13 protein-coding genes are annotated in these 12,232 nt (G+C 47.2%); 1 reads left to right on the top strand and 12 read right to left on the bottom strand.

Annotated elements, in window-relative coordinates; genetic code table 11:
• Positions 1–181 precede the first annotated feature (181 nt).
• Complete coding sequence (locus CALK_RS09295) at positions 182–511, top strand: hypothetical protein (protein ID WP_022637437.1); 330 nt, start codon at positions 182–184, stop codon at positions 509–511.
• Positions 512–569: 58 nt separating this feature from the next.
• Here CALK_RS09295 and CALK_RS09290 read toward each other — a convergent pair whose 3' ends face one another.
• The 12 genes from CALK_RS09290 to CALK_RS09235 form a co-directional block, all read right to left on the bottom strand.
• Entirely contained in the window at positions 570–1,298 is a 729-nt protein-coding gene (locus CALK_RS09290; RefSeq protein WP_022637436.1) for a transporter substrate-binding domain-containing protein, read from the bottom strand.
• Positions 1,299–1,602: 304 nt separating this feature from the next.
• Positions 1,603–2,409: a hypothetical protein gene (locus tag CALK_RS09285; protein ID WP_022637435.1), complete on the bottom strand. Its 807-nt coding sequence runs from the start codon at positions 2,407–2,409 to the stop codon at positions 1,603–1,605.
• A complete protein-coding gene (locus CALK_RS09280; protein WP_022637434.1) occupies positions 2,379–3,929 on the bottom strand; it encodes a lamin tail domain-containing protein in 1,551 nt (516 codons plus the stop codon). The genes CALK_RS09285 and CALK_RS09280 overlap by 31 nt, the downstream gene beginning before the upstream one ends.
• 22 nt (positions 3,930–3,951) lie before the next feature.
• Positions 3,952–4,590, bottom strand: a complete 639-nt coding sequence (locus tag CALK_RS12335) for an HAD family hydrolase (protein ID WP_022637433.1) — start codon at positions 4,588–4,590, stop codon at positions 3,952–3,954.
• On the bottom strand, positions 4,587–5,879 hold the full coding sequence (locus tag CALK_RS09270) for an aminotransferase class I/II-fold pyridoxal phosphate-dependent enzyme (RefSeq protein ID WP_022637432.1): 1,293 nt from the start codon (positions 5,877–5,879) through the stop codon (positions 4,587–4,589). The genes CALK_RS12335 and CALK_RS09270 overlap by 4 nt, the downstream gene beginning before the upstream one ends.
• 131 nt (positions 5,880–6,010) lie before the next feature.
• Positions 6,011–7,345: a threonine synthase gene (gene thrC, locus CALK_RS09265; RefSeq protein WP_022637431.1), complete on the bottom strand. Its 1,335-nt coding sequence runs from the start codon at positions 7,343–7,345 to the stop codon at positions 6,011–6,013.
• 5 nt (positions 7,346–7,350) lie between these two features.
• Complete coding sequence (locus tag CALK_RS09260; RefSeq protein WP_022637430.1) at positions 7,351–8,652, bottom strand: homoserine dehydrogenase; 1,302 nt, start codon at positions 8,650–8,652, stop codon at positions 7,351–7,353.
• Between the two features lie 9 nt (positions 8,653–8,661).
• Entirely contained in the window at positions 8,662–9,090 is a 429-nt protein-coding gene (locus CALK_RS09255; RefSeq protein WP_022637429.1) for a bactofilin family protein, read from the bottom strand.
• A gap of 27 nt (positions 9,091–9,117) precedes the next feature.
• On the bottom strand, positions 9,118–9,870 hold the full coding sequence (locus tag CALK_RS12330) for a M23 family metallopeptidase (protein WP_022637428.1): 753 nt from the start codon (positions 9,868–9,870) through the stop codon (positions 9,118–9,120).
• Positions 9,860–10,756, bottom strand: coding sequence for a ParB/RepB/Spo0J family partition protein (locus CALK_RS09245; protein WP_022637427.1), 897 nt, complete (start codon positions 10,754–10,756; stop codon positions 9,860–9,862). Before CALK_RS09245 ends, CALK_RS12330 begins: the two co-directional genes overlap by 11 nt.
• Positions 10,753–11,538 carry a ParA family protein gene (locus CALK_RS09240; protein WP_022637426.1) on the bottom strand — a complete coding sequence of 262 codons (786 nt, stop codon included), beginning with the start codon at positions 11,536–11,538 and terminating at the stop codon, positions 10,753–10,755. The genes CALK_RS09245 and CALK_RS09240 overlap by 4 nt, the downstream gene beginning before the upstream one ends.
• 21 nt (positions 11,539–11,559) lie before the next feature.
• The gene (locus CALK_RS09235; RefSeq protein WP_022637425.1) at positions 11,560–12,225 is read right to left on the bottom strand and encodes an RsmG family class I SAM-dependent methyltransferase; all 666 of its coding nucleotides are present in this window, start codon (positions 12,223–12,225) and stop codon (positions 11,560–11,562) included.
• Between the last annotated feature and the right edge of the window lie 7 nt (positions 12,226–12,232).

Here is a 12,232-nt window from a genome sequence, read left to right as displayed (position 1 = left end):
ACATTACTATAATCGGGTTAGAAAACATTCAGCGAATGGATGGAAGACGCCGGATCAAATGGAACAGATATATTTTAGTGGAAAACCAGAATGTATGGCTTAACTCTCTATATACTTTTTCCGGGCAGGTCCAGAATCAATGGATTTTCCTTATACCGGAACGGAGGCCTCTATTGTTGTAGTGAAAGGAGAAAATAGTACATGGGCCTATATTAATTTTAGTGAAAGTCCAAATATTGTTGGGAAAGATCTTAAAAGAGGTGGATATGGTGTTATAAAAGCCAATGTCTATATAGATGGCGTAAAGGAGGTTTTAACACTCATTCAAGAGACAGGTAGTAAAGAATTGTATGTAAAACATCCAACTTGGCTCATAAACAAACTAAAAGATTGTGATGATTTTAGAATTAATCTTCGATGGCACGGTAATTCTAACGTTGTTTGGAGTTTTCGCAGTGTGAGGTTTAAGGATGAATATGAATCAATGTTAAGGAAATTTAATAACTTATAGTTATATTGCAATAACGAGTCTGTTTTTATTGGTTTCACATTTCAGAATATAAGAATCTTTAGACTATACCCTTATTAAGTATCATAGGCAATAGGGGAAGATCCGGTGCACACCCCATACGAAAGTTATTATCATACCCCTCTAATGTTCCTGCTACCTTCAGAGAAAACCAGCCCTCATTACGTATAAGAAAGGCTGCAACGGGAAGTGAACGAAAGGTGAAATCGGCTTTGCCTGCGTGTACGGCTTCGAAGGTTTCTACCTCCGTTTCCACCAGTATAATCTCAACATGGGGGTATTCCCGTCGAAACCGTTCCTCTATACTCGTGCCCTCAGGAAGCACTGCCCGTATTGAGGTGAAATCATTCAGATCGTGAATATCAGGGTGCTCAGAACGGGTTACGAAGACGTTCTGAGTGGTATAATACGACTCAGTAAAATTCATCCATTGTGCACGTTCTTCTGTGTAATTGAGAAAGGCGAGGACATCGCATTTACCATTACGCATATATTCCAGGGACTCACTCCAATTTTCTGTTGGAACAATCTCAAATTCTATCCCTGTTCTCTGGGAAATACGGTCTATCAGATCAGCGGCGATACCCGTAAAGGAGCCATCCTCATGTAATAGTTCATAGGGCTCCCAATACGGATCGACACATAAATAAACAGTGCCAACCGTATCAATAAAACGCGATTCTTCCCGGGTGTATGATACTCCCCATGCATGCACGGTAAACACATGAACCATAAGTATAACAGCTGAAAAAATACTCTGTAGAGACATGTGCGAATACATCCTTTTAAATTGTTTTTCACTCTATCATATCATCTCAATAATGTCAACTGTAAATGATAAATTACCTACCGACAATTGATACTGTAGAAATCCTCCAAACTATACCTATGGGTGTTTATATCCCACAGTGTGGTAAGAGTATGATCGTTTTCATACCATCAGCAAAGAGATACAATTCTTCTATTTTCTCTGTGCATATGTATCATTTGGCCATATCAAGGTTCCTTCGCAATGTTAGTTGTGCTCGTACGCTTTGTAGAAAAAGTGGAAGCCGATTGTGATGCCCAAGATTCTATTCCCGACGATGATATTGATATGCGGCTGATCGGGACCACCCCAAATCACCATGAAAAAACTGCAGTATTCCTGCGGAGTGCGAAGAGGCTTGTACCACAATTCCAAGAAAAACCATGGCCGGATCGGAACGCACCCCACAGAGCAGGTGCACATGGCTGTTGAACGGGAATACTTGGTATAGATCTACCATCAGATGGTTCCGTAATTCTTGATATGTCAGCACTGCACTTTGTGTTCCCACGGGCCCCTCCCGTATGGTTGCTCCTCCCTGCAGTGTATATGCACGATGATTGCGCGTTTCCAGTACCTGTTCAACCGTACCTCCTGCAAAGAGGATGTGGTGCTCTCCATGGCGTGCATAGAGCCCCGAAAGGTGCATGTCATAGGTTTGATCAAACTCTACATCAGCAAAGGAGTGACTCATGCGAAGGGAGAGATGGTTATTTCCCGCCCGAATTCCTCCGGATAGTTCTATCACGGTGTTTCGATAGAGACTAAAGGCGTGTAGAACGGTGCCTCCCACCCCACCAGTCCAGAAGGTTCCTCCGTGGAAATACCCCACTCCATGGACTCCCAGAGATGTTTCACTTCCCAAGGTATACTCATACAGAGAAAGGGTGTGTATTTCAAAGAGATGCCCCTTTGCCGATATGGTTGCAGGGTGGGCAAAGGCAGAGGGAACCAGGGAGCCTGCTCCTCCGGAAAACCCGTCAAAGCCTGGACGAACCGGTGCATGGGCCATGGCCTGTATAACCAGGCTAAAGAAGATCCCTATCGCCAGAGAACTGCTTCCCGCCGCCATTGCGCATCCTCCGTTTTAAAAATAATAATAAGGGGACCTGCCGGTACTGATCGTCCGCTTAGATCACGACCATCCCATTCAAGGCGATCGCCCCCTCTGAGGGAAAAGGAGTATACCCGTGTGCCGTCAAGGCGATAAATATCCCCTGTCCCCGTGTGGTGAGACGCCCCTTCTAAAGAAATATTCAGGCGCCGTGCCGTTTCTTTTTTTGGTGTAAACACCGACGGGTATACATGAAATCCCGTATCTTCTTGCGGGCGTACTTGCCCACCCGGTGTTGGTGGGCCAAGTACCACTCCACTGTCCGGGTGTATCCGATGCACACTTTCCCGTGTCCACCCCGGCAGATTTTCATGACTCCAGGAAATCGTGTCGCGGCCGGCCTCTCCCATATCAAGAATGAGAGTATCACTGTAATGGCCTAAATTATAGAGAATTCCCTCTTCTACATGCTCCAAAGAGAGTGGGAGTTCATCCTTGCTGATAAGGAGGAATGCCTTAGCGGGAAGTATTCCGGGGGGAAACAAGAGCGTGTCTCGTCTTCCTTGGAGGCGCCACGTATCATACCGTACGGGGGTGCTTCCCCGATTGTGTATTTCTATCCAGTTGGGGTCTTGTCGGGGAGAAACCTCACTTATGTAGACAGATTTTGGGGGTATCCAGCAGGAGGAGATATCCAGGGTGTCAACCCATCCCGGCCCATGGACGGTCCGCGTGGCTTCTGTGGTAGTGAGAGAAAGGGAGACTTCCTTGTGCTTCTGCGGTGCGAGGGTAATCTCCGTGGAGCGCCCCCTTTCGGATGTATATTGGAGATCAATGGGGCGGTTTTTAAAATTATGCATGTACATGTGTAGGAGGATCTCTTCTTCATTCTTTTTTGCATAGTGGTATTCTCGGAGTATCTTTCCGTCATAGTGATCAGGCTGTCCCAGGCGACGCTCCATGGGGCGATATTTCCGTGGGCCAAAGAGGTGTATGCGTACAAGCGCCTCATGATCGTTCTCCCCGCCGTAGGGTGATTCGTAGGTAAAGCGTTCCAAGGTGTCGTACTCGATCATGGGCCGATCTGCTACCACATCAACAAGAGTATCTCTATGAATGAGAGCACACCCCGCCCGCTGAGTCAAATCGGTAAATACCCCCCTTCGCTCCGTGGTAAGAAGAATGGTGCCTTCGGGAATCTCATAGGGAAGGCTGTTTTCCGGTGAAAGGTAATTAGGATCTAGAATGAGCGCCTGATCACCGGGCAGAAGAAAGGGACGATCACATACACTCGTGTTAGGAAGACGAGGATCACAGGAAAGAGGAATCACCCCAGCATCTTCACGGTTGGTTGAGAGGCGCAGGTCCCTTGTCCAGATCGTATCACTACCCATATGGATACAGGCAATATACTTATTCGACCGTCCTCCGGGAAGTGCGTCGGCCCTCCCCACGGGGTTTCGTTCTAGTTCCGTAATACGAAGCTGTGCCTCGGCCGTACCAAGGAACACCACAATATAAAAAGCGATGAGAAACACCACGTACTCCCTTCGTTGTGTGTTACAGCGCTGCCAACCTCCTTGCAAGGGCATCCCAGTTTCGGTTGTCTTTGCCCCGCACCTGCAGAAAGGGCATGCCCTCCTGTTGTGCTGCTGCCCCGTCTGTGTCAAGACGATCACCCACCACAAGAATGTTTTTGGCGGGGAGCTGAAGACGTTTACGGATAGTTTGAAAGGCGCGCGGTGCTGGTTTTAAGGCACCTAAGTCTTCAGCAGATAGTATATGATCAAAGAGTTCCGGTTGAAGTCCAAGGGCACGAAGCCGCGACTCAATAAGTCCAAAATCTGAAAAAAGAACTGTTCTAATCCCCTTTTTCCGCAGTGCTGGCAGGATTGTTTCATATTCGGGACGGTTTCGCATAAAGCGAAGTGTCCGAATAAAGGATGTGGAGAAACTGTTCTTTATCCAGTAGGAAGCATCTTCAACGCCGTATTGCTTTAAAAAGGCTTCACAGAAAGCAGCTTCCATGGCTTCCCGTGAGCCAAAATCATCTCCAATAAACTGCTGTCGAATGCGCATATACCGTGGAAGATAGGCAACCCGGGGAAAACAAAATGCTGCAAAGATCAGCTTATACACTCCCTTCATTGCGTAGAGAGTGCCGTCGAAATCAAAGATAACTGCTTGTACCGATGTCATTTGACCTCTTTACAGGCCTTGTAGAGTGCCGCGAAGAGATCGGGTAAACGGTCTTTCGGTGTGGATGAGAAGGCAACCCGTAAGATTCCTCCGGTGGCAATAAGACCGACGCTGTATTTGGTAACAAGATGGCGCCGAACCGTTTCTGCACTGCACCCTGCACGAAGGGCAACACACATAAAGTATCCTGAGTTATACGGTAAGGCCGTAAATTCTTCAGCATATTCTGGATGTGTTTCCAGAATCTTTCGCACGGTGTCAAACCGTTCTTTGAGAAGTGCAAATTTCTTCGCCTTTTCTGCGCGGTATTGTTCTGAACGATAGCACGATAGCAACAGGTGTTGACTTACCCCAGAGGCATTTGAGATGGTTCCGCGGATGAATCCGGCCGTTTTAGACTCAAGGGCTTCGTAGAGCTGGGGGGTTCCGCCCCGTGTACCATAGGTTATAAAGCCAATGCGAAAACCCCAGACATAATCCTCTTTTGTTGGGCCGTCTATCTTCACGGCAAGAATATTTTCATGGGCATCTGCAAGAAGCGCAAAGAGTGATTCTTCATATACGCCGTCTTTGAAAACAAGGCCGAAATAGGCATCATCAATAAATACAACCAGAGTGTTTCCCGCTTCGGCCATTTCAACAAGCATGTCGCGAAGAGCATAGGCTTCTTCTTGCGTAACCGTATACCCTGTGGGGTTATTGGGAAAATTGAGGATGAGCGCCTTTTTCCCCGGTGGTTCTGCACACAGTTTCTCGCGAAGGCCGGATATGTTATATCCACCCTCATGAAATGTATCGTAGAGATCAAGAGATGCGCCGCTCCCATTTTGTAACACCAGATTGTAGTTGCCCCAATAGTAGTGTGGACAGATAAGGCGGTCTTGTGAATTTAGAAAGAGGTTTGTAGCCGTACTTATTCCATGGGTAAGAGCACTGGTGACTACAGGTGTCGATGTGGCTTTTTCAACAAGGGTTGGGTTTTTTTCATACAGCATCTGTTTCCACTGCTCCCGTAAGGCGGGAATTCCATAACTGGAGGCATATTTAAACGCCTGATCGGGCGGAAGAGATATCATCTCCCGCAGGGGAGCAAGGGATGCTGCTTCCATGCTATCTTCCAAGGCAACCCCAATGGTTGCATTGAGTTCGCATGATGCGGCTTCTGCCCCTTGCGCAAGAATGCCCCCGGTGGGAAAAAAACTGTTACGCCCTCGTTCCGATAGAAGGGTATACACACTCTCCCTCTCCTGGCGTATGGTCGTGTTTAACTGTGCTGCTTGGTCATTCATAAAGCTTCTCCTGTATCACTTTCTTAGAAGGGGCCAAATATCCCTGTATAGAACATGTGGCCCTGTATCGATGTCTTTGCATTGCTATGGTAAAAAACGGCGCTTTTTACACCATTTCTCGAGCACTTTTTTTACAGGTTTTGCAGATGTTGTATAATTACATCGCTATCAGCAGGGAGCTGAACGGGCATATTTCGATATGGCCCCGTTTCAATTTTTTCATGGCCGGTCACAGCGGTGGTTCGCTGTGGATCTGCATAGAGCTCATCCTGATGGTACTCGATGGTATAGTCTGGGTCTTTTAAGAGATGGCCCGTGAGAATGCATACGACGCGCTCCTGAGGTGTAATAACTCCCTTTTGCACGAGCTTCTTAACACCTGCCACGGTAGTTGCAGAGGCAGGCTCGGAGCCAACTCCGTCGTATCCAATATGCACTTTTGCCTGGGCTATTTCTGCCTCAGAAACTTCTTCTGCCACGCCATTGGTTGAACGTAAGGCAAACCATGACTTATCAAAACTTACGGGGTTTCCTATTTTAATGGCTGTTGCTCTAGTCTGGGCTTCTACGGGAGTCAGCACTTGCTCCTCTTTTTTCCATGACTGATACAAGGGGTTTGCCCCCTCTGCCTGTATAACCGCGATACGGGGTACTTTTGAAATAAGACCGACCCGTTTCAGCTCTTCAAAGGCTTTTCCAAAGGCACTGTTGTTTCCCAGATTCCCCCCGGGAACCACAACCCAGTCGGGGATTTCCCAGTTGAGCTGATGGAGCAACTCGATCATTATTGTTTTTTGCCCCTCTATGCGAAAGGGGTTAATAGAGTTTAGGAGGTAGATATTTTCACGAATACATACTTCTTCCACAATTTTCATGGCCATGTCAAAATCACCGGATATTTGAATGGTGTGTCCACCGAAATCGAGGGCTTGAGAGAGTTTGCCGTAGGCAATTTGTCCATCGGGAATAAATATAACGGACTTCATACCAGCTCGGGTGGCATAGGCTGCCATGGAAGCAGAGGTGTTTCCCGTTGATGCACACGCTACCATGGAGGCTCCCAGCTTCTTTGCCATGGATACGGCACAGGTCATGCCATTATCTTTAAAAGAGCCCGTTGGGTTCATTCCCTGATGTTTAGCGTGTAAGGTTTCCATACCGGTATAGGCGGCACAGCGTTGCATGGAGTATACTGGCGTATTGCCCTCGGGCATCGTCACAACTGAATCGAAGGGGGCCAGGGCGGGAAGAAATTCCCGATACCGCCACACGCCGCTTCGGTCGAGGGGATCCCACGAACCTGCCCGCGTGTCCCAGATCTTTTTAAGATCTGCAATTTTTTGCTCCGTCAGAGGAGAGAGCTCATTGACACATTCAAGAACCCTGCCGGAATCGCTTCGATACCGTATTTCATCTATGGAATAGCGCTTTTGTTCCTGTCCTTCAAACTCCTGTAGATACACCATATCTATTAATCCTCAATACGAATAAGTTGTGTATATGCTTCAACTTCTTCCGAAGCCTCTATTTCTTGAAGAGCGTCCTTAACATTTTTTTCAGTTGCGGTGAAGGTCAATATTACAATTGACACAATGCTCACCTCGTTTTCTTCCTGCATTACTGACGCAATGGAAATACCATGTGTCGCCAAGGTGTCTGCAATTTTCCCAAGGACCCCGGGTTTATTGTTTACGGTAAAACGGAGATAGTATCGAGATTCTATCTCTGCATCGTCCGTAATGGTTGCTTTGTTTGCCTCGGTATAGTACCCCATGGGGATCCGTTTTTCATCTTGTGCCATAATGTTTCGTGCCACATCAACAATATCGCTCACCACTGCTGAGGCGGTGGGCATTTCTCCTGCTCCGGGGCCATATACCATGACAGGACCAACCGCATCTCCTTCAAAAAGTACTGCATTGAGCACGTCCGATACATTTGCTAAGATGTGATCGTTACTCAGCATAACCGGGTGGACTCGCGCATCAATGCATTTTTCTCCGGCACGCTTTTTAATGATTCCTACTAATTTGATAACATATCCAAGACGCCCGGCAAAGGCGATGTCTTCTGCCGTTAGTCCCTTTATTCCTTCAATTTTCATATCGTCGTAGGAAACATATTTTCCCAAAAGGAGGGATGCCATTATGGCGTTTTTATGTCCCGTATCCCCTCCTTCAATATCGAGGGTCGGGTCTGCCTCCGCATATCCCAGGCGTTGGGCTTCGCGAAGGGTATTATTAAAATCGGCCCCTTTTTCAGTCATCTCCGAAAGGATGTAGTTACAAGTGCCGTTTATGATAGAGGTAACCGAAAGAATCTCATTTCCCACTAAGGCTTCACGAATTGTTTTTATGGTGGGCATTCCTCCGCCAACAGATGCTTCAAAATAGAGAGACACGCCTTGCTTTTCAGCCAAGCTGAACAATTCCGGACCATGATGAGCAATAAGAGCCTTGTTTGCCGTAACTACGTGCTTCTTCTCTTCGAGGGCTGTACGCACTAACTCTCGGGCAATTCCCGTGCCGCCAATCAATTCAACCACAATGTGAACATCCTTTGCGCGTAGGGCGATCTCTGCATCTTCCACCACGGTTGTATCTGCAGGCAGGGAGATCTCTTCAAGGGCAAAGGTGTTTTTTTCGGCAACATAGGCTAAACGAAGGGGTAAGCCTAATTTCTTTTGGAAAAAAGAGAGTTGTTTATTCAAAAGCTTAATGGTGCCACCGCCCACTGTGCCTGCTCCCAATACTGCAATATTTATACTATCCATGAGATCTCCTTATAAATCTATTTCTACACTGTTCTCTTTTCGTTTTGCCTGTCCGTCGTCGTTCTTTGCAGGTCGATTCTTGCTGCGCTCTTTCTGTCCCTTTTGATTTTTCTCATCGAGCATGGAGCTTCGCCCATGAAGAACACCGCCTTTATTGATAATGAGTGCCTTTGCAGAGACATCCCCGACGATGGAGGCGCCTTCGTTGAGTTCTAAGGCTTTGCTGCACGAGACATTTCCTTCTACTTTTCCCGCAATCTCTCCGTTGATGGCAGAAATCTCTCCCGAAACAACACCGTCTGTCCCAACGGTAATGGTGCTTCCACAGCGAACAGTGCCGTTAAATACACCGTCAATACGGACATCATGGGGAACATCAAGTTCACCTGTAATTGATGCTCCATTTCCAACAACTGTAAAATCAATTTTTTTGCTCACCTCAACCTCTCTTTTGTCTATGGGGATTTAAAATACCATCTTTTTTGGGTCTACGGGGGTTCCGTCTTTTTCAATGGCAAAATGCAAATGCGGTCCGCGGGAGCCTTTTCCCGTATTTCCCACCAAGGCGATGGGGTCTCCCTTGGTTACACGGCTGCGTAAATTAACCAAAATGCTTTCGCAATGTGCATAGAGTGATACGTAACCGTTTGAATGATCTATTTCGATCACATTTCCAAGATATTCATGAAAATATTTTCGAGCAACCACCCCTGATGCGGTTGCTCGTATCATGGCTCCTTGGGATGCTGAAATGTCGATGGCAGGATGTTCCTCAGAGAAATGCTGACTTACTGCGCCCATGACGGGGCGCAAGCTGGGGACATATTCAAAATCGGTATCCATCCCGGCCGCGGAAAGTTCTTTTATCAATTCTTCGTCAGAAAAATACTCTTCAAGGGTTGGCATTAAGGAGTCGCCCGTAGTAAGGGCTGCCATGCGAATATATTGTGAGTAGCGATTTATTTCAATAAGCTGACCAACCAAGGAGTCGATACGAGTATCAACATAGGCTAAGGAGTCATAGTAGGAGCGATGAGCACGATAATGTCGCAAGTCTGTTGCATGGAGAAACACATACAGCAGCAGCGTTGCGAGGAACACTCCGTAGAGTACCAAGGCGGTTTTGGCAAAAAGAAGCCGTCCTTTTGTTACGGTATAGGAACGGAGTTGCTCCCCCGAGTCTCCATAGACGAGTATGTGATATGTCTTATTTTTCATGAGAGGACGCCTTGGTAATCTGCTGGGATGAACGGGCAAACTCTTCCTGTGATGAAAAAACTACTTGCACTGCCACGCGCCCTTGTGAGAGCTCTTTTAAAGACACGGATGAGCCGAAGGCCTCTTTCCACTGTTCTACACAGTGAGTCGCTGTTTCTGTCAGGGCTGAGGCAGAACGTTTTGCAGGGGTGGGTTTCTGTTTGTTTGCAGCAACGCGCTCTTCAACCGCCCGAACTGAGAGCCCTTTTTCTACAATTTCTTTGGCAAGGGCAACTTGTTCTTCTGCGTGTTCTAAGGAAAGTAAGGCACGTGCATGTCCCATGGAGATCTCTGATTTTCGCACCAGATCCTGAACAAAGGCGGGGAGTTTTAGCAGGCGCATACAGTTTGTTATGGCACTGCGGCTTTTTCCGATTCGTTCGGAAAGCTCTTTATGTGACAACCCGCACTCTTCAAGGAGCCGTTTATAGGAGATTCCCTTTTCGATATCATTAAGATCAACACGTTGTACATTCTCAACGATGGCAATCTCAAGCATTTTTTGGTCGCTAATGGAGGTGCGAATAATGGCAGGAATCCGTTCCCACCCAAGCCGCCCCATGGCACGAAATCGTCGCTCTCCTGATACAATCTGGTACACCTCTCCCGATCGACGCACCACAATGGGTTGAATGAGCCCTTGATGCCGAATGCTTTCGGCCAACTCTACAATGGCGGTATCGTCAAAGTCGGTACGTGGTTGAAAAGGGTTTACTACGATCTTTGAGACAGGAATCTCTTCCTCCTGCCCGTGAATTCCTGTTGTATCTTCCGGCACATCGGAACCCGTGGCGGAAAACAGGTCCTCCAATCCACGTCCTAAGGCTTTTCGCTTTTTTGTACTCACTGCTCCCCCTTCCGCACAGGGGTTGTGTTGTTGATTACTTCATTGGCTAAGTCACGATAGGCCACGGCGCCGCGGGACATTACGTCATATTCAATAATAGACTTCCCAAAAGAGGGAGACTCAGAGAGTTTTACATTACGGGGTATTATTGTATCAAAGACATTTCCGCTAAAATAGCTCCGCACATCCTGCACCACTTGACGAGAAAGGTTGAGTCGTCCGTCGTACATGGTCAGAAGCACCCCTTCAATGGTGAGAGAGGGGTTCAGTTTTTTCTGCACAAGACGGATTGTATTGAGGAGTTCCGCTAAGCCCTCCAGGGCATAGTACTCACACTGAATTGGAATAAGAACAGCATCCACTGCAGTGAGAATATTTACGGTGATAAGGCCAAGGGAGGGCGGTGAATCGACGATGATGTATTCGTATGTATCGGATACGTGTTCGATAACCCCTGCAAGCTTTCGCTCACGGGAGAAGGCGCTCACCAACTCCAGCTCTACCCCCGCAAGGTTCACACTGCTGGGCAGTACATCTAAATAAGAAATGCCCGGTGAAGGCTGGATCGCATCTTCCACAGAGCAGGTTCCCATTAGTACTTCATAGGAAGAGAAACCGTCCCCTTCTTTATCGAGGCCGATTCCGGTTGTGCTGTTACATTGAGAATCCATGTCTATTAAAAGCGTCTTTTTTTCACATGCGCCAAGACAGGCCGCAAGATTGATAGCTGTGGTTGTTTTTCCCACGCCACCTTTCTGATTTGATACTGCTAGAACCTTCACTCCATACCCCCGGAAGAATTATTACCGATACAGTTCAAAGGCAACAAGATTGAGGTCCTGCACCTTATCAGCAATATCATAATCAATTATTTCAACAACAGAAACGCCCTCTTCCTCTTTATTCATGGTAATTTCGCTTAATTCCTCATGAAAGTTGTCTGTCATAAAGCTATAGATTCGTCCCTCAGCACGAACAACTCCCCGGGCCCGCCGGGTAAGATCCTGAAGGGTCTTATTTGAGCGTTGCACAACATAGTCAAATTTCTTTTTTCCGGGCACCTTATCTACTACGGTTACGTTGGTCAACTCACACGCTTCAATAACTTCCCGAAGAAATTGCCCCTGCTCAGCCTCAGCCAAGGAGACAATTTGCATGTCTGGGCGAAATATTGCTGTCGGAATTGTGGGAAACCCCGCTTCACAATCGAGATCGAGCATGCGTGATTCCTTTCCAAACCCAAAAAGAAGGAGTGGTTGCAGGGAATCACAAAAATGCTTTATGAATATGTCCCCCCGGTCGCCGCCCACGGTAAGACGTCCGTGCTCAATTCCTTCATAGAGCTTACAGAAAAAGGTAAGTATCTGATCATGTTGCTTGTCATCCGGGGTCAACCCGAGATAGTCAAGCTCCTTTTGCTTAAAATCGTCCTTCACACTGCTCACATACTGCTCTAAGTCTTTTACCATAATTGCA

This window comes from Chitinivibrio alkaliphilus ACht1, from assembly GCF_000474745.1.
In the GTDB taxonomy this organism is placed as follows: domain Bacteria; phylum Fibrobacterota; class Chitinivibrionia; order Chitinivibrionales; family Chitinivibrionaceae; genus Chitinivibrio; species Chitinivibrio alkaliphilus.
Note: the sequence above shows the minus strand (reverse complement) of the source record. Positions and strands in the feature narration are given on the sequence as shown.

What these genes read in the sequence shown, in the direction of transcription:
- CALK_RS09290 (WP_022637436.1), bottom strand. Translation starts at nt 1,298, where the DNA reads ATGTCTCTACAGAGTATTTTTTCAGCTGTTATACTTATGGTTCATGTG.
- CALK_RS09285 (WP_022637435.1), bottom strand. Translation starts at nt 2,409, where the DNA reads ATGGCGGCGGGAAGCAGTTCTCTGGCGATAGGGATCTTCTTTAGCCTG.
- CALK_RS12335 (WP_022637433.1), bottom strand. Translation starts at nt 4,590, where the DNA reads ATGACATCGGTACAAGCAGTTATCTTTGATTTCGACGGCACTCTCTAC.
- CALK_RS09270 (WP_022637432.1), bottom strand. Translation starts at nt 5,879, where the DNA reads ATGAATGACCAAGCAGCACAGTTAAACACGACCATACGCCAGGAGAGG.
- thrC (WP_022637431.1), bottom strand. Translation starts at nt 7,345, where the DNA reads ATGGTGTATCTACAGGAGTTTGAAGGACAGGAACAAAAGCGCTATTCC.
- CALK_RS09260 (WP_022637430.1), bottom strand. Translation starts at nt 8,652, where the DNA reads ATGGATAGTATAAATATTGCAGTATTGGGAGCAGGCACAGTGGGCGGT.
- CALK_RS12330 (WP_022637428.1), bottom strand. Translation starts at nt 9,870, where the DNA reads ATGAAAAATAAGACATATCACATACTCGTCTATGGAGACTCGGGGGAG.
- CALK_RS09235 (WP_022637425.1), bottom strand. Translation starts at nt 12,225, where the DNA reads ATGGTAAAAGACTTAGAGCAGTATGTGAGCAGTGTGAAGGACGATTTT.